This window comes from Stenotrophomonas sp. Steno-C15 (assembly GCF_056393265.1).
The window spans coordinates 1-17,323 of sequence record NZ_JBWJPF010000025.1; the positions used below are offsets into that span (position 1 = coordinate 1).

The 17,323-nt window shown below is 67.9% G+C and carries 16 protein-coding genes; 4 read left to right on the forward strand and 12 right to left on the reverse strand.

Going from position 1 to position 17,323, the window contains the following annotated elements; genetic code table 11:
* Positions 1-20 precede the first annotated feature (20 nt).
* Complete coding sequence (locus AC06FB_RS15980) at positions 21-1,199, reverse strand: glutathionylspermidine synthase family protein (protein WP_065174309.1); 1,179 nt, start codon at positions 1,197-1,199, stop codon at positions 21-23.
* Positions 1,200-1,206: 7 nt separating this feature from the next.
* Entirely contained in the window at positions 1,207-1,779 is a 573-nt protein-coding gene (locus AC06FB_RS15985; protein WP_111187209.1) for a DUF1190 domain-containing protein, read from the reverse strand.
* 234 nt (positions 1,780-2,013) lie between these two features.
* On the opposite strand from AC06FB_RS15985, the gene ilvD reads away from it, so the two are divergent.
* Together ilvD and AC06FB_RS15995 are read left to right on the forward strand one after the other, a co-directional pair.
* Positions 2,014-3,852: a dihydroxy-acid dehydratase gene (gene ilvD, locus AC06FB_RS15990; protein WP_478053883.1), complete on the forward strand. Its 1,839-nt coding sequence runs from the start codon at positions 2,014-2,016 to the stop codon at positions 3,850-3,852.
* Positions 3,853-4,068: 216 nt separating this feature from the next.
* Positions 4,069-4,680, forward strand: a complete 612-nt coding sequence (locus AC06FB_RS15995; protein WP_263176323.1) for a hypothetical protein — start codon at positions 4,069-4,071, stop codon at positions 4,678-4,680.
* Between the two features lie 56 nt (positions 4,681-4,736).
* Here the strand turns inward: AC06FB_RS15995 and dinG are convergent, their stop codons facing one another.
* From dinG to aroE, 3 genes are all read right to left on the reverse strand, one after another.
* A complete protein-coding gene (dinG, locus tag AC06FB_RS16000; RefSeq protein ID WP_478053884.1) occupies positions 4,737-6,839 on the reverse strand; it encodes an ATP-dependent DNA helicase DinG in 2,103 nt (700 codons plus the stop codon).
* 215 nt (positions 6,840-7,054) lie between these two features.
* Positions 7,055-7,411, reverse strand: coding sequence for a hypothetical protein (locus tag AC06FB_RS16005; protein ID WP_065181457.1), 357 nt, complete (start codon positions 7,409-7,411; stop codon positions 7,055-7,057).
* Between the two features lie 3 nt (positions 7,412-7,414).
* A complete protein-coding gene (gene aroE / locus AC06FB_RS16010) occupies positions 7,415-8,260 on the reverse strand; it encodes a shikimate dehydrogenase (protein WP_197600238.1) in 846 nt (281 codons plus the stop codon).
* A 48-nt stretch (positions 8,261-8,308) separates the two neighbouring features.
* On the opposite strand from aroE, the gene AC06FB_RS16015 reads away from it, so the two are divergent.
* Positions 8,309-9,172, forward strand: coding sequence for a TolB family protein (locus tag AC06FB_RS16015; RefSeq protein ID WP_065181456.1), 864 nt, complete (start codon positions 8,309-8,311; stop codon positions 9,170-9,172).
* Positions 9,173-9,193: 21 nt separating this feature from the next.
* Here the strand turns inward: AC06FB_RS16015 and AC06FB_RS16020 are convergent, their stop codons facing one another.
* The 4 genes from AC06FB_RS16020 to AC06FB_RS16035 form a co-directional block, all read right to left on the reverse strand.
* Positions 9,194-9,463 (reverse strand): SHOCT domain-containing protein, encoded by a 270-nt coding sequence (locus AC06FB_RS16020; protein ID WP_478053885.1) that lies wholly within the window; start codon positions 9,461-9,463, stop codon positions 9,194-9,196.
* A gap of 33 nt (positions 9,464-9,496) precedes the next feature.
* A complete protein-coding gene (hemB, locus tag AC06FB_RS16025) occupies positions 9,497-10,486 on the reverse strand; it encodes a porphobilinogen synthase (RefSeq protein ID WP_053517964.1) in 990 nt (329 codons plus the stop codon).
* 19 nt (positions 10,487-10,505) lie between these two features.
* A complete protein-coding gene (locus AC06FB_RS16030; protein WP_053517963.1) occupies positions 10,506-11,423 on the reverse strand; it encodes a bestrophin family protein in 918 nt (305 codons plus the stop codon).
* Positions 11,424-11,544: 121 nt separating this feature from the next.
* The gene (locus AC06FB_RS16035; protein ID WP_006475755.1) at positions 11,545-11,793 is read right to left on the reverse strand and encodes a hypothetical protein; all 249 of its coding nucleotides are present in this window, start codon (positions 11,791-11,793) and stop codon (positions 11,545-11,547) included.
* A 182-nt stretch (positions 11,794-11,975) separates the two neighbouring features.
* Between AC06FB_RS16035 and AC06FB_RS16040 the strand changes: the two genes are divergently transcribed.
* The gene (locus AC06FB_RS16040) at positions 11,976-12,434 is read left to right on the forward strand and encodes a hypothetical protein (protein ID WP_053517962.1); all 459 of its coding nucleotides are present in this window, start codon (positions 11,976-11,978) and stop codon (positions 12,432-12,434) included.
* A 92-nt stretch (positions 12,435-12,526) separates the two neighbouring features.
* Here AC06FB_RS16040 and AC06FB_RS16045 read toward each other — a convergent pair whose 3' ends face one another.
* The 3 genes from AC06FB_RS16045 to AC06FB_RS16055 all read right to left on the reverse strand — a co-directional run bounded on the left by AC06FB_RS16045 (position 12,527) and on the right by AC06FB_RS16055 (position 17,181).
* Complete coding sequence (locus AC06FB_RS16045) at positions 12,527-14,329, reverse strand: DUF885 domain-containing protein (RefSeq protein WP_346480506.1); 1,803 nt, start codon at positions 14,327-14,329, stop codon at positions 12,527-12,529.
* Between the two features lie 79 nt (positions 14,330-14,408).
* A complete protein-coding gene (locus AC06FB_RS16050) occupies positions 14,409-14,927 on the reverse strand; it encodes a cytochrome c oxidase assembly factor Coa1 family protein (RefSeq protein WP_279942690.1) in 519 nt (172 codons plus the stop codon).
* A gap of 25 nt (positions 14,928-14,952) precedes the next feature.
* Entirely contained in the window at positions 14,953-17,181 is a 2,229-nt protein-coding gene (locus AC06FB_RS16055) for a S9 family peptidase (RefSeq protein WP_478053886.1), read from the reverse strand.
* Positions 17,182-17,323 lie beyond the last annotated feature (142 nt).

Below are 17,323 nucleotides of genomic sequence, written 5' to 3' on the forward strand. Positions count from 1 at the left end.
TGTGCGGGTGCGCACCGTGCTCAGACGTAGATCCGCGTCGGCGCCTCGTCAACGATCGCGTGCGGTACGAAGCGCGCGCTGTCGCGGGTGATCGCGCTGTCGTCCTCGCGGATGCCGATGCCGCAGGCGTGGTCACCGACCACCCAGCTGCCGATCAGCGGATAACCGCCTTCGAAGCGGGTCAGCGGATGCGCGCGCTGGATGATCGCCGGTCCATCGTAGGGGCCGTCGCTGCGCTGGGTGCTGCCATCGGCCAAGTGCATTTCGATGTTGGCGCCTTCGCGCGAGAACAGCGGCTTGCGCACCCATCCGGTGGCCAGCGCGCTGCCGTCGTCGAAGTGCGCCTCCAGCAGGTTCGGGTGGCCGACATTGCGCTGCCACAGCAATGGCAGGATGCCCTTGTTGCTCAGCACCGCCTTCCATGCCGGTTCCAGCAGCTGCACGCCTGAGCCGGGCAGCGCGCGGCCAAACTCCTCGGCCATCAGGTCTTCCAGCGGATACAGCTTGAACAGCGTGCCGATCACCGAATCGTCCAGCGCGGTGAAGCGGCCATCCGCGGACAGGCCGATGTCTTCGATGGCGATGCCCTGCCCGTGCAGGCCTGCCTGCGAAGCACAGTCGCGCAGGTATTCCACCGTGCCGCGGTCCTCTTCCGAACTGCCCACGGCGCTGAAGTACAGCGGTGGCGGCAGGCGGCCGGCGAGCTCGCCGAAACGTTCGACCAGTGCCTCATGGATGGCGTTGAACTGGTCGGCATGCTGCGGCAGGCGGCCGGCGTTGCGCTGGTCCTCCAGCCACTGCCACTGGAAGAAACTGGCCTCGAACAGCGAGGTCGGCGTGTCGTAGTTCAGCTCGTACAGCTTGGCCGGACCGGTACCGTCATAGGCCAGATCGAGCCGGCCGTACAGATGCGGCTGGCGCTGGCGCCAGCTGTCGGCGATCCAGTCGCGGTAATGCGCGGGAATCGCCAGCTGATCCATCAGCCGCTCGCTGGCCACCACGTCGCCCACAAGGTCGAGCGCCATCTGGTGCAGCTCGGCGCTGGGATCTTCGATGTCCTGTTCGATCTGGCGCAGGGTGAAGGCGTAGTACGCGCTTTCATCCCAGTACGGCTGGCCGTCGATGGTGTGGAAGCGGAAACCGGCTTCCTCCGCGCGCGCCCGCCAGTGGGCGCGCTCGGCGATACGGATACGCTGCATGGGTCGATCAGCCGCCGTAGCTGCCGCTGGTGCTGCGACGCGCGCTGGTGTTGCCGAAGCCACCCCGGCTGGCGGTGACGGCACGGTTCGGCTCGGTGGTGACCGGTGCCAGGCCAGCCTTGCCGGCGCCGATGCCGCTGGCGGTGTTCAGGCCCCCCGTACCGCCCGGGGCCGAACGCGCCCAACCCGCATTCTTGTCCTGGTAGGCCGGTGCCGACGCCGGCGCCTGCGGGGCCAGGCCACCGCGGTTGCTCAGCATCTGGGACATGAAGAAGCCCATCATCATCGGGCCGATGAACGAGGTACCTGCCGACGTGTGCTGCTGCACGCACTGCTCGGGCTTGTAGTCCTGCTCGCAGGCTTCCTTGGTGGCGTACTTCGGCGCAGCGTCGGCGGCCTGCTTCTGCGCCTCGGCGAACGCGTTGCGGCACGACGACGGATCACCGGTGGCCTCGGTGCAGGCCTCGACCGAAGTGAACAGGCCTTCCTGCACCTTCACCTCCGGCTCCTTCTGGCAGGCGGTGAACAGCAGCGGTGCGGCGCTCATCAGCAGCAGCGCGGTGGTGCGGGAACGTTTCATGGCCTCATGCCTCAAGCAGCGGATCAATACCCCAATGATGCCCGATCCGGGCCAACAACCGGAATCGGCAAAGTCCGAAAGATGAACGGCGTTTCATTTTCGTCAGGCCCGATCCGCCATCGCCGCATCGCCCGGCGGCGCCGCGCAGGCGAGCGGTGGTTGCAGCAGCAACCGAAAAAATTGGCGATGATCGTCCGACACCCCATGTCGTACGGCCCGCCCGTTCCGCCAGCCATGCCCGAATACCGCTCCCGCACCTCCACCGCCGGCCGCAACATGGCCGGCGCCCGCGCCCTGTGGCGTGCCACCGGCATGAAGGACGGCGATTTCCACAAGCCGATCATCGCCATCGCCAACTCGTTCACCCAGTTCGTACCGGGCCACGTGCACCTGAAGGACCTCGGCCAGCTGGTCGCGCGCGAGATCGAGAAGGTCGGCGGCGTCGCCAAGGAGTTCAACACGATCGCCGTGGACGACGGTATCGCGATGGGCCACGACGGCATGCTGTATTCACTGCCCAGCCGCGAGATCATCGCCGACTCGGTCGAGTACATGGTCAACGCGCACTGCGCCGATGCGCTGGTGTGCATTTCCAACTGCGACAAGATCACCCCTGGCATGCTGATGGCCGCACTGCGCCTGAACATCCCGGTGGTGTTCGTGTCCGGCGGGCCGATGGAAGCGGGCAAGACCCGGCTGTCCGAGCACAAGCTGGATCTGGTCGATGCGATGGTCATCGCCGCCGACGGGAGCGCCAGCGATGAAAAGGTGGCCGAGTTCGAGCGCAGCGCCTGCCCCACCTGCGGCTCCTGTTCGGGCATGTTCACCGCCAACTCGATGAACTGCCTGACCGAAGCGCTGGGCCTGTCGCTGCCCGGCAACGGCTCGACCCTGGCCACCCATGCCGACCGCGAACAGCTGTTCCTGCGCGCGGGCCGCCTGATCGTCGAACTGTGCCACCGCTGGTACGGCGGCGAGGAAGAAAGCGCGCTGCCGCGGGGCATCGCCACGCAGGCCGCGTTCGCCAATGCGATGACCCTGGACATCGCCATGGGCGGATCGACCAATACCATCCTGCACCTGCTGGCCGCCGCGCAGGAAGCCGAAGTGGACTTCGACCTGACCCACATCGATGCGCTGTCACGGCGCGTGCCGCAGCTGTGCAAGGTGGCGCCGAACACGCCCAGGTACCACATGGAAGACGTGCACCGCGCGGGTGGCGTGTACGGCATCCTGGGCGAACTGGCGCGCGGCGGCCTGTTGGATACCACCGTGCCGACCGTGCACAGCCGCACCCTGGCCGATGCTCTCCAGCGCTGGGATGTGGCGGTCAGCAGCGAATCAAGCGTGCACGACTTCTTCCGTGCCGGCCCGGCCGGCATCCCCACCCAGGTGGCTTTCAGCCAGGCCACGCGCTGGCCCACGCTGGACGTGGACCGCGCCGAAGGCTGCATCCGCAGCGTCGCGCATGCCTACTCGGCAGAAGGCGGACTGGCCGTGCTGCGCGGCAATCTGGCCGAAGACGGTTGCGTGGTGAAGACCGCAGGCGTGGATGAATCCATCCACGTGTTCGAGGGCAGTGCGCGCGTGTTCGAGAGCCAGGACGCGGCCGTGGCCGGCATCCTCGCCGACGAAGTGAAGGCGGGCGACGTGGTGGTCATCCGCTACGAAGGCCCGAAAGGCGGCCCCGGCATGCAGGAGATGCTGTACCCCACCAGCTACCTGAAATCGAAGGGCCTGGGCAAGCAGTGTGCACTGCTGACCGACGGGCGCTTCTCGGGCGGTACGTCCGGGTTGTCGATCGGGCATGCCTCGCCGGAGGCGGCAGCGGGCGGTGCGATCGGGCTGGTACGCGACGGCGACCGCATCCGCATTGATATTCCGGCGCGGCGGATTGATCTGCTGGTGGATGCGGCGACGTTGGATGCGCGCCGTGCCGAGCAGGATGCGTTGGGATGGAAGCCGCGTGAGGCGCGCCCGCGCAAGGTCACCAGCGCGTTGAAGGCCTACGCCCTGCTGGCCACCAGCGCCGACAAGGGCGCCGTACGCAACACCGCGCTGCTGGGCGATTGAATTGCCGTGGGGTCGGATCCCTTTCGCAGAAAGGGCTCCGATCCCGGCACAGCATTCCAGTCACTGTGGATCGCAATGATGGTCCAGCCGTGCATGTGACTCGCCGCGCGTGCAATCGCGCAGTATCAGTCCAATCTTCGAGGCTGCCGGCCAGCGGCCGGTACTACCCGTACGATCTGCTACGGTGTCCGGGTACTCACCGACACGGAGGTTGTGATGACGTTGCTTTCGCTTGCCCTGGCCGCTGCGTTGGGCGCCCCACCCGAACCGTCGAAGGCGCCGGACTGCAGCTACGACCGCGATGCGATGCTGACGATGGAACCGGATGCGTTCGACCAGGATCTGGAAGGTGGGTGGCGCCCGTTGGCTGACCGCGGCTGCCACCGCGAGGCCGCTGATCTGCTCGCCGCCTACGCTGCACTGCCCAAGGCTGCAGGCAACACCACGATTCTCTGGCATGAGGGCCAGATGCGCGCCGAGGCGGGCCAGTACAAGCAGGCAGTTGCGCTGATGCAGCGAACCTACAAGCCCAAGGACACCGACCCCGGTTACTGGAACGCCTACGTGGACGGCACGATCGCCTTCCTGCAGCGCGATCGCGCTGCGCTGGAGAAGGCCCGTGCGACGCTGATTGAAATTCCCACGCCGGAGGTGCTCGCGGAGGCCGTCAAGAACGGGCGATACCACTTCACCACGCCGGCAGGCCAGGAGGTGGATGTGCCGTGGCCGCCGAACCTGGAGGTCCTCGACGGGTTGTTGCGCTGTTTTGAACGCGACTACCCCACTGCGATGGGCGACCAGGCGTGCAGGAAACCGGAAGGGGGCTGAGGGGGACGTGCTTGCGGGGGTCAGAGCCCTTCCTGCGGAAGGGGTCCGACCCCGTCTCAGCCGATCACGCGCTTGAACGGGGGCAGTGCGTCGATGATGCGCTTGCCGTAACGGCGGGTCAGCAGCCGCGAATCGAGGATGACCACGCGGCCGGTATCGGTGGAGGTGCGGATCAGGCGGCCGGCGAACTGGGTCAGCGTGCGCAGCGCGTGTGGAATGGCGATCAGGTTGAACGCGTTGAGTCCACGCGCCTCGAACCACTCGCTCAGGGTAGCGGTCTGCGGATCGGTCGGCACCGCGAACGGTACCTGGGTGATCACCACCGTGGTGCAGGCTTCACCGGGCAGGTCGAGGCCCTCGCCGAACGAGTTCAGCCCGAACAGCACCGAGCCCTCGCCCGCCGCCACGCGCCGCAGGTGTTCGTCGATCAGCCGGGTCTTGGACATCTCGCCCTGTACCAGCACCTGCTTGCGGCGCGCGGCAGGCATCAGTCCGGCCACCTTCTCCATCTTCCAGCGCGAGGTGAACAGCACCATCGAGCCCTTGGCCCAGTCCAGCTCCGTGTCGAGGTAGCGCGCCACCTCGCGGGGATGGCCTTCGCGGTCGTCGGGCGTGACCGGGAACTTCGGCACGATCAGCTCGGCCTGGTTCGGCAGGTCGAACGGCGAGGACAGCGAAACCATCTCGGCTTCCTCGGGAATGCCATTGTCGATCGCCAGCGACTGGAAATCGCCACCGCCGGTCAGCGTCGCCGAGGTCATCACCACCGAATCCACCTCGTCCCACAGCAGCTTGCGCAGCACATGCGCTGCCGAGACCGGTGAGCCATGCAGGACCAGATCGCCGTCGCGGGTGGCGGTGACCCAGCGCGCCATCGGCGGCGCACCGTCCTTGTCCTCGCGGCGCCAGGCCTGCCAGAGGTTGTGCTGCTGCTCGATCATCTCCAGCGCCATGCCGAGGTTGCGCTGCAGGCGCTCACGCGCCGGGTCGTCCGGCTTGCCCTTGGCCACCTGCGCGGTGGCGGCATGCGCCCAGTTGTAGAGGCTGCGGGTATCGTCGGCCAGCGCTTCGATCGGCTCGCGCCACGCTTCCGGCAGGCGACCGTTGGCCGCGCGCCACATCGGTTCCTCGTCGGCCGGCGCTGGCATCCACACCGCTTCGACATGGTCGCGGAATGCACGCAGCTGCTTGGACACGTTGCTGGCGACGTCGATGGCTTCGTTCGGCAGCAGGTTGCCGAGGCGGTCCTTGTCGACCGCGCGATACGCGCCGGCAATCAGGATCTGCAGGCGGCCGGTGCGTTTGGCCATCTCGTCCAGCGCCAGGCTGGCCGCGCCCTGGTCGATGGCGACGTTACCGATGTGATGGCCCTCGTCCAGCACCAGCAGCATGTCCGAGGGGGCGGCGATCAACGGTTGGCCATTGTCACTGTCGCCGATCGACAGCGCCGACAGCAGCAGCGCGTGATTGGTCACCACGATCTGCGCATCACGCACGGTGTTGCGCGAGCGCAGCACCGCGCACTGCGCCGAATACGCACAGCGCCGCCCGGCGCAGCCCGAGGCTGGCGTGGTGATGCGGCTGCGCAGGCCGGGGCTGATGGTCTCCGGTGCGTTGTCAATGTCGCCATCCCAACTGCCACTGGTGAAGGCGTCGGTCAGGCGCTTGGCGATATCCATTTCGATCGGCGCCAGCGGCCGGTCGAACAGGGGCGCGTCATCCTCGAACATGCCGCCCTGCGAGCCCTCGCCCTGCGCCTCGGCGGCATTGCGCGTGCACAGGTAGCGGGTGCGGCCCTTGGCCAGCGCCACGGTCGCTTCCAGTCCGGTGGCCTTGAGGAAGTTCGGGATGTCGCGCTCGACCAGCTGCGACTGCAATGCCACGGTACCGGTACTGATCACCAGCTTCTTCTTGCTGGCCAGCGCGATCGGCACGCCAGCGGTCAGGTAGCCCAGGCTCTTGCCGACGCCGGTGGGTGCCTCGACCACGCCCACGCCACCGCTTTTCGACAACGCGCGCGACACCACGCCGATCATCTGGCTCTGCGAGCGGCGCGTGGAAAAGCCGGGAGTGTTGGCCTGCAGCGTCGTATAGGCCTTGCGGATCGCGTCCTTCAAGGGCTCATCGAGCGTGCGCGGAGCGGCGACGGTTTCGGTCACGCCGGGAACTACCGTGGCTGGATCAGGCCGGTCATTGTCGCATGGCCGGCGGCCGGGACCGAGGCGCGTGCGCTGAACAGGGTCAGCGGCGTCGGGCCTTGGCGGTCATGGGCTGGATGGCCGTACAGCGCCGGGGCAGATGCGGCGCTTCCGCCGGGCATGGTCCGGCGCTACCCGCCCATCGACGGTCGCGCCGGGCCATGCCCGGCACGACCTTACCGGCCTACCACAGGCGGCCGCTGGCGCAGCAGGCGCACCAGCGCCCAGACCAGCAGCACCATGCCGATCGCTTCCACCATCGCCAGAGCGAAATGCAGCACGCCCAGGATGGCGCTCATGCTCGAAACCGCGCTGAAGTCACCGCTGCTGACCATCCACATCGGCAGGATGCCCGCTGCCATGCTGCCGAGGCTGGCCAGCAGCAACAGCAGCAGCCCGGCCAGCGCGCCGCTGCGGGTGGCATCGCGCGGCGCGCCCACCACCCACACCAGGCCCACGCACAGCGCGATCAGCACCGGCAGGCGCACGCCCACCATGCTCAGCACCGTCACCAGCAGGGTCATGTTGTCCATCGCTCAGTCCTCGCCGGCCAGCGCCAGGGCGCCCTGCCGCAGCTGCTGGTAGACCTGGTCGGTCTGCGGGCGCACACCATGCCACTGCAGGAAGCTCTCGGCGGCCTGCTCGACCAGCATGCCCAGGCCATCGACGGTATTGCGGCACTGCGCCGCACGCGCCCAGGCCAGGAACGCGATGGCCGCCTCGCCGTAGTTGAGGTCGACTGCGGTGGTCATCGAATTGACCAGCGACAGCGGCAGCTTGAACTCCACGTCGCGGTCACGGCCGGCAGAGGTGGCGTTGACGATCAGCTCGAAGTCACCCAGCTCGCGCAGGTCTTCCCAGTAGCGGCTGATGGCGCGGCCCGGCTCACCCATCGCATCGATCAGTTCATCGGCGCGTTCCGGCGTACGGTTGACCACCACCAGCTCGGTGATTCCGGCATCGAGCAGCGCCGGGGCGACGCTGCGGGCCGAGCCGCCGGCGCCGATCATCAGCACCCGGCGGCCGCGCAGGTCCAGGCCATGGCGGTCGGTCAGGTCGCGCACCAGGCCGATGCCGTCGGTGGTGTCACCATGCCAGCGCTCGCCCTTGCGCAGCAGCGTGTTGACCGAACCAGCGCGGCGCGCACGGGCCGTCAGCGTAGTGCAGACCGCAAACGCGGCTTCCTTGTGCGGCAGGGTGACGTTGGCGCCGACACCACCTTCGGCGGCGAATGCTTCCAGGCCGGCGAGGAAGGCGTCGGGGGCAAGGTCGATCGTGCGGTAGTCGATGGCGATGCCTTCCTGGCGACCGAACGTCGCGTGGATCTGCGGCGACTTCGAGTGGGCGACGGGGTGTCCGAAGACGGCGTAACGGTCGGTCATGGATTCCTCAAGCTGGCTAGACTGATGCTCTTTCGTGCACGGACCCGGATGATGCGCATCACCCCGACCCTGCTGGTGCTTGCCGCCAGTCTACTCTCTGCCCCCGTGGCGATGGCGTTGAACGAGTACGGCATCGAAGGCATGGGCGTGGTCTCGACCCGTGCCGACGAGGCTCGCGGCACGATCAGTGCCGACGGCCAGCGCATCGTTTTCGCCCGCCGCGGCGAGGGCGGCTGGGGCCTGTGGCAGGCCCGCCTGATCGATGGCCGCTGGCAGCAGGCACAGGCGCTGGCGGTCGATGTCAGCGGTGAGGCCCGGGATCCCTACTTCAGCCGCGATGGCCGCTGGCTGCTGTTCGCGGCGGGCACCGAAGGCCAGCTGGCGCTGTACCGTGCCGCCGTGACCCGCGATGGCCAGCTTGGCAACGCACAGGCCCTGCGCGGCGAGCGTGGGCGGTACGAAGAGCGCGGTCCAGCGCTGAGCATGGATGGCCGGCGGCTGCTGTTCGCGCGCCATCAGGGCCGTGGCGCCGGTTGGGATCTGTTCGTGGCCACCCTGGATGCCGAGGGCGTGCGGGGCCCGGCCACCGCGCTGGCCGCATTGAACAGCGCCGATGACGAGACCGACGCTGACTGGCTGGGCAATGACGGCGCCGTAGTGTTCAGTCGTGGCAGCGGCACGAGCGCGCAGGTATGGAGCAGCGGGTGCGCCTGGAGCGGCGTGGCGCTGCAGCCGCTGGGGCTGTCCTTCAACCAGGCAGGCGGCTGGACCGGTGCGCCGGTGATCGACAACGCCAAGCCGGGGGAAATGCTGGTCGCCAGCAGTGCGGCGAAGGCGCCGCGTGCCGGGGGCGTGGATCTCTACCGGTTGGCGGTACCGAAAGTGCCTGCCGTGGCCGGGTGCATGCGGTAGATCCCGGCGCGGGCACCGCAATCAGCGCGACAGCACCTTGGCGCGCTGCTGCTCGTAGTCCGCCTCGCTCAGCTGGCCCCTGTCCTTGCGCTGGTTGAGCGCGGCCAGTTCGGCCTGCACGCTGTCCGGCAGGGACTGTTCGCGGGCGACCCGACAGGCGGCGGAGAGCTGCTCGGGAGGGCGTTTGCCGGCCCGCCAGGCTGCGATGAACACGCCGACGATGACGGCACCGAACACCAGCGTGCCGACGCCCCAGATCAGCCATTGCATCCATCCCAGTTCGGGTCCCATCAGCCGTTCCTCCCTCCATCGATGCCGCTATTGTCAGCGCTCGCGCAGCCAGCGCGCCACCTGTGGCGCGAAATAGGTCAGCACGCCATCGGCGCCCGCGCGCTTGAAACCAAGCAGCGACTCCATCACGCAGGCGCGCTCGTCCAGCCAGCCATTGGCGAACGCCGCTTTCATCATCGCGTACTCGCCACTGACCTGGTAGGCGAAGGTGGGCACGCCGAACTGTTCCTTCACGCGACGCACCAGGTCCAGATACGGCATGCCCGGCTTGACCATCACCATGTCGGCGCCCTCTTCCAGATCCAGCGCGATCTCGCGCATCGCCTCGTCGCCGTTGGCCGGGTCCATCTGGTAGGTCTTCTTGTCCGCCTTGCCGAGGCTGGCCGCGCTGCCCACCGCGTCGCGGAACGGGCCGTAGAAGGCCGAGGCGTACTTGGCCGAGTAGGCCATGATGCGCACATTGAGGTGATGGTCGGCATCGAGCGCACGGCGGATCGCGCCGATGCGGCCATCCATCATGTCCGACGGCGAGACGATGTCCGCGCCGGCTTCGGCATGCGACAACGACTGCTTGACCAGCGCTTCGACCGTGATGTCGTTGAGCACGTAGCCCTTGTCATCGATGATGCCGTCCTGGCCGTGGGTGGTGTAGGGGTCCAGCGCCACATCGGTCATCACGCCCAGCTCCGGGAAGCGCGACTTCAGGGCGCGGATCGCACGCTGCGCCAGCCCGTCTTCCGCCCATGCCGCCGAGGCATCCAGCGACTTCTGCGAGGCGTCGATCACCGGGAACAGATCGATCACCGGGATGCCCAGCTCCAGCGCCTCTTCGGCCACTTTCAGCAGTTCCTCGATGGACAACCGCTCCACACCGGGCATCGACGGCACAGCGGTGCGGCCGGCCGGTTCGTGCACGAACACCGGATAGATCAGATCGTCGGTGGTCAGCGTGTTCTCGCGCATGAGGCGGCGTGAGAACTCGTCATGGCGCATGCGCCGCGGGCGGTAGTGGGGATGAGGCATGGCAGGCTCCGAGGAGTGGCTAGTGCAACAGGTAGCCCTGCGGCAGCAGGGGTTCGGGCAGGGGGCGTTCACCGAGCGCGTCGAGCTGGTCGATCTCGATCGTGCGCACCAGTGCGTCCAGCGGCAGATCGTTCGGCTCCAGGCCGAACGGGTCTTCCATTTCTTCGCCAAGCTGGTCCAGGCCGAAGAAGGCGTAGGCCAGCACCGCCGACAGCACCGGCGTGCCCCAGCCCAGCGAACTGGCCAGGCCGAACGGCAGCAGCACACAGAACATCCACGCGCAGCGGTGCAGCAGCAGGGTGTAGGCGAACGGCAGCGGCGTGGTCAGGATCCGCTCGCAGCCTGCCTGGATCGAGGACATCGCATGCAGGCGGTCTTCCAGCTGGGCGTACAGGATCGGATCGAGATCGCCGCTGCGCAGCGCCTGTGCCAGTTCGGCGGCGATCATCGCCAGCAATGCATCGGGTACGTTCTCGCGCTCGGCCAGCTGCGCACGCTGGCGCTTGTCCAGCCACGGCAGGGCCGCCAGCGCCACGATGCGGCCGCGCAGGCGGGCGGCCAGCGCATGGGCGAAGGCGGTGGCCAGATAGGCGATGCGACGGCGGCGGCCTGCGTCATCCACCAGCAGCAGGTTCACCTGCCGGGCCAGTGAGCGCGATTCGAATACCAGCTGCCCCCACAGCTTGCGGCCTTCCCACCAGCGCTCGTAGCAGGCGCTGTTGCGGAAGCTCAGGAAGATCGACAGGACCAGGCCCAGCAGGGTGAACGGCGTGACCGAGACGCGCTCGATGCCGATCGGCGGCGCCAGTTCCACCACCGCGGCGACGGCGATGGACAGGATCAGGATGGCCAGCACCTTCGGTGCGATCGCCGGAACGATCGATCCGCGCAGGATGTACAGCAGTTGCCAGCCGTGGGGACGAGGTCGGATGATCATGGGGCAGCCGCGCCGGGCGCGGATTCACAGGCACGCGCAGGCTCGCGCAGCCGTTCATTGTACGCCCCTGCCCGGCTGCGGGCCGCAGCCCTGCGACGCCCGGTCGCACCCGGCCGCAGGTTCAGATCACGCCACCGCCCAGGCCCAGGCGCAGGATGCCCACCACCACCACGATGCCGTTCAGGACCAGGCCGGCCCAGGCCCGGCCGCGCTTGCTCGGGTGGGTGAACAGGATGCCCAGCGCGGCGATCACCGCGCCGACCGCAGCGAACGGAATGAGGAACCAGTTGCCCCAGCCCAGCAGCGGTATCAGCGCCAGGATCATCCACAGCAGCGCCAATACACCCCACAACAGACTGATCACACCCATCGCCGCTCTCCCGCAGTTGGTTCCCGGCCCCAACCATAGACGTTCCGGCCGCCGTCGCCTACTCCCGTTGGCGGGCCGCTCACCTCGGCCGTGCTAGCGTCTGGATGCCCAGCGCACAGGGCGTTGGCGCCGATTCAGAGTGGCCCACCGATGATCCGATCCAGTCCTGCAGGGGTATTGCCATGAACATCCGTTGGGCCGCACTGGCGGCCATGCTGCTGGCCGCCGCCGGTTGTGCCAGCACCTCCAAGGTCATGCTGGGCCGCGCGCGGGCGCCGATCGACCCGGCACAGGTGCAGATCTATTCAACGCCGCCGGCCGGCTCGCAGGAGATCGCCCAGCTGGAATCCGCCTCGGCGGTGGGCTTCGGCACCCAGGGCCAGACCGACGCCGCCGTGGCGCGGCTGAAGCGCGAAGCCGCAGCGCTGGGCGCCAACGGCGTAGTGCTGATGGGCGTGGGCAGCAGCGGCTCGCCGGTGGGCATGTCCGTGGGCGCCGGCAGCTATGGTTCGCATGTGGGCGGCGGTCTCGGCATTGGTATTCCGACCACGCAGAAGCGCGCCGCAGGCGTGGCGATCTGGGTGCCGAACCCGGCGCCGCCGGCACGGTTGCCGACCCAGGTGATCACGCCACAGCGGTGACGCAGCAGCGTCACCGCGGGTAGCGCCGGGCCGTGCCCGGCGGCATTTCGCTCTTCCCCGCTGCGCTCGCCGGGCATGGCCCGGCGCTACCGTTACTTCTTCCGGTACTTCGGCACGAACACCTGGTTCACTGCGTCGGCCAGCTGATCCGGCGGCAGCAGGCCCTGGTCGAGCAGGAAGTTGTTGAACGCCAGGCGGTCGAACTTCGCGCCCAGTGCCAGTTCGGTCTGCATGCGCAGCTCCAGGATGCGGGTGTAGCCATAGAAGTAGCTGCCCGCCTGGCCAGGCATGCGCACGGTGTAGCGGTCCAGCTCCTGGGTGGCCATGGCCTTGGACAGGCCGACCTGTTCGATCAGCACCCGTTCGCCGTTTGCACGGTCGGTCAGGCCGAGGTTGAGCATCGGATCAAGCATCGCGCGCGCGGCGCGCAGCAGGCGGAACTGCAGGGCGATCATCTGCCCGTCCAGAGGCTCGTACGGCACCATCTCCGCTTCGGCGTACAGCGCCCAGCCTTCCACGTTCACCGAATTGAACGCGAACATGGTGCGCGCGAGCGAGACGCCCCGCTCGACCATCGCGGTGAACTGCAGCTCATGGCCGGGACGGCCCTCATGTGCGCTTAGGGTCCACGCGGCCGCACCAAAGTTGAAGTCGTCGTACTGGGCGCCGGCACCGGCCGCCGGGTTGCCCAATGGCAGTACGAAGGTGCCCTGCTGCCCGGTGTTGTTCACCAGCGGTGCCGGCAGGAAATGCGGTGCCGGGCTGGCGGCGCTCTCGGCAGCCGAACCCAGGCGCATCTGCATGGCGCGCTTGGGCACGTCGACAATGCCGTGCTCGCGGATCAGTGGATCGATGGCGTCGATCACCTTGCGATAGTGGCCTTCGAGCTGGTCGTCGGCGATCTTGTCGGCCTTCAGTGCGCGGATCACGGCGACCGGATCGGTCGGGTCGGCGACCTTCAGGCCCTTCTCCTTCACCACCAGCGGCGCCAGCTGCTGCATCGCCGAGCGGGTTTCCATGAACTCCAGCTGGGCACGCTGCATCAGCAGCTTCGGGTCGATGTCGATGCCGACCTGCTTGAGCTGGTATGCGTAGAGCGGCGCCGGCAGGCGCGTGTCGGTACGCGCCTTCGGCAGCACCTCCTTGCGCGTCCAGGCCGCGTACTCCTTCATCTGCCCCGCCAGGGCCCTCATCGCTTCATCGGCGCCGCTGATCTGGTACTTCTTCAGCAGCGACTCGATGCCGCTGATGTAGGTCTCGACATTGTCCAGCGACTGCTGCACTTCGATCTTCGTCGGCTGCAGCAGCGCGCTGTCCTTCAGGCGTTCTTCGTAGCGCTGGCGCGCCAGCGTGGTGAAGGCGGTGCCGCCCGGCGTCAGCCCGGCGTACGCCTTGAGGCGATCAAGCGCCTTGGCCCGGCGCTCGGCCGGCACCTGGTCGGACAGCAGAAGATTGAGGCCGCTGAACACCGTCTGCGGCGCATCGGTCCACGGCAGCAGGTACTTGTCGTTGAGCTCGCTGCCCTCGATGTTCTGGTTGGCGGCGTGGATCATGATCTGCAGGTCCTGGCGGACGTTGGGATCCTTCTCCGTAGCCAGCCGGGTCTGCAGCTCGTCGCGCGCCTTGGCGGTCGCGGCACGGTAGCGCGCGCCATTGTCCGGGCCGAGGTCGGCCACCTTGTCGTCATAGCCCGGCACGCCGAAGAAGCCGGTCTGCTCGGGCTGGAACGGTCCCTGCGCGTCGAGCAGGATCTGCGCCAGCGCATTGCTGCGCGCGACCCAGGCGGGGCTGGCAGGCGTGGTGGCCTTGGCGGCCGGTGCGGCCAGGGCCGGGGGGGCGGACAGCAGCGGTGCAGCGGTCAGGGCCAGGGCGACGGCCAGCGCGATCGGCTTCATGAAGCACTCCAGGACAGGGTTGCCCGCACCCTACGCGCTCATGGCGATGGCGACAATCGGTGGGAAGTCATGGCGCCGGTCAGAACGCGGCCGTCATCGGGCAGCCACCGCGCTCGCGGCAGGCCTGCAGTTCGCACTCCTGCGCAGCCTCCTCATCGTCCAGCGCGGTCAGATCGAAGGTCTGTTTGTCCGCACCCAGCACATACATCACCGGGTAATCCCAGACATCGTCGCGGCGGATGCCCTGCACGAACAGGCGACCATGCGCATGGGTCCCTTCCAGCGACACGGTCAGGCCCACATCGCGCTCACCGGTGATCGCGGTCTGCATGCTGCCCAATGGCAGCGAGCCGGCGCGCAGCGGTTCGCCGAAGGCCTCCACCAGCTCGATGCTGCATCCGGCGCGCCGCATCGCCTCACGCATCGGCGGACTCTCGCGTGCGGCTTCGCCCCAGCGCATCACACTCCATGCCGCGGAACCGCCCAGTACGCCCAGGAACACCACCACGGTCAGTGGCATCGCCCATCGCCAGTGACGGCGCCACCAGCCGGGGGGATGGGCGGGATGGCCAGGAACAGGGGGTGGCAGGTGGTTCATCGGCGGGCTCCTTCCCGGTTGTGACTCAGGGTTTCAGGCAACGTCCCAGGAACGCTTCCGCCACACGGTAGCGGTGCAGCGCATCGGCACCGGACAGGCCATGCTTGGCGCCCGGGTAGGTCATCAGTTCGAAGGGCTGGCCGCGCTTCTGCAGCGCACTCATCAGGCTGGTCGAATTGGTGAACAGCACGTTGTCATCGGCCATGCCGTGGATCAGCAGCAGGGGTGAGCGCAGTCCGTCGATGTGGGTCAGCACGCGCGCTTCGCGATAACCGGCCTCGTTGCGTGCCGGCAGATCCATGTAGCGTTCGGTGTAATGGCTGTCGTACAGCCCCCAGTCGGTGACCGGTGCACCGGCCACGCCGCAGGCATAGCTGTCGGACGCCTTGGCCAGCAGCATCAGGGTCATGTAACCGCCGTTGGACCAGCCCTGCACGCCGATGCGCGCGGGGTCGACCCAGGGCTGCTGCTTCAGCCATGCCACGCCGCGCAGCTGGTCGGTCACCTCCACCGTGCCCTGCCTGCCATAGAGCGCGCCGCCGAACTCACGGCCACGCCGTGGGGTGCCACGGTTGTCGAGCGAGAACACCACGTAGCCCTGCTGCGCCAGGTACTGGTTGAACAGATGATCGCCACGTCCGGGCCAGCTGTCGCTGACGGTCTGGCTGGCCGGGCCGCCATAGACGTACACCGCCACCGGATAGCGCTTGGAGGGATCGAAGCCGGCAGGCTTGATCAGGCTGTAGTTGAGCGGCGTCCGGCCATCGGCAGCGGTCAGGGTGCCGAATTCGACCGGTCGCTGCGCATCGCGATAGCGCGCGTAGGGATGCTTGGGATCGGCCAGATCATTGTCCACCAGCGTCGCGATCTTCTCACCGTTGGCGCGGTACAGCTCGATCTGCGGCGGTGTGGTGCTGTTGGACCAGCTGTCGACATAGACACTGGCGTTGCGCGCGAAGCTGGCGCTGTGCATGCCCGGCGCCTTGGACAGCCGCTGTGGCGCCTGTCCGCCCTGCAGCGGGACGGAGTAGATCTGGCTCTCGCGCGACGTCTCGATGCCGGCGCGGAAATAGGCCTTGCCGGCCGCTTCATCCACAGCCAGCAGTTCATCCACGGGCCAGTCACCGTGGGTCAGCGCGGTGGCCTTGCCCGTGCTGTCGATGCGGTACAGATGCTGGAAGCCGGTACGCTCGGACGACCACAGCATGCTGCCGTCCTGCAGGAAGCGCAGGCTGTTGTGCAGTGGCACCCAGGTGGGGCTGGTTTCATGGGCAAGCACGCGCTGACGGTTTGAGTCCAATGCCACTTCCACCAGATCCAGCTGCCTCTGGTCACGCGACTGGCGCTGGAACGTCAGGTGCTGGGCATCACGCCAATCCACGCGCGCCAGGTAGATGTCCTGTTCCTTGCCCAGGTCGATCCAGCGCGGTTGTGCCGCGGCGGCCGGCGCGATCACGCCCAGCTGCACGCGCACATTGGCATCGCCGGCGGCCGGGTAACGCTGTTCGATGACATCGGTGCGGTCTGCATAGACCTCGTAGCGCTTCTGTACCGGTACCGGTGCTTCGTCGATGCGTGCGAAGGCGATGGCCGAATCATCCGGCGCCCACCAGTAGCCGGTGTGGCGGTCCATTTCCTCGTCGGCCACGAACTCGGCCACACCGTTGCCGATTGTGGCGCTGCCATCACCGGTCAGCTGCAGCTGGCTGCCATTGGCCAGATCGATCACCCACAGGTTGCGGCCGCGGATGAAGCTGACGAAGCCGCCTTTCGGCGACAGCTTGGCGTCGGTGGCAAAGCCTTCGCCGTGGGTCAGCTGGCGTACTGCTGCCGGACCCTGCTGCTTCAGGTCGTACAGGTAGAGCTCGCCGCCGAGCGGGAACAACAGGCGCTGTGCGTCCGGCGACCACTGGTAATCGACGATGCCGGTCATCGCCGCGATGCGCTGGCGCTCGCGGCGGGCCTTCTCCTCGTCGCTGAGGGTCTCGGTGCCCGGCAGCACCACCTTGGAGTCGACCAGCAGGCGGGTCTGGCCGCTGGCGATGTCGTAGGTCCACAGATCCAGCTGGTTGCGGTCGCTGTCCTTGCCGCGCAGGAAGCTGACCTGCGAACCGTCCGGAGCGACCTTGGGCTTCATCAGGGTCGGCCCGGACAGCGGCAATGGACCGGTGATGGCTTCCAGCGTCAGTTTTTCAGCGTGGGCGGCAGTACTGGTGGCGAGCATGAGGGCAAGCGAAGCGAACAGGTGGCGCATGGAGGATCCCGGCAAACGGCAGGTCCGCCACCGCAGCATGTGCGGTGGCGATCAGCCCCCATCCTAACCAAGCCCGTGCGGGAAGGCAGCATGACCTTCTGCCCATGGCAGGGACCGGGCACGGCACATCGGCCGTTGACGG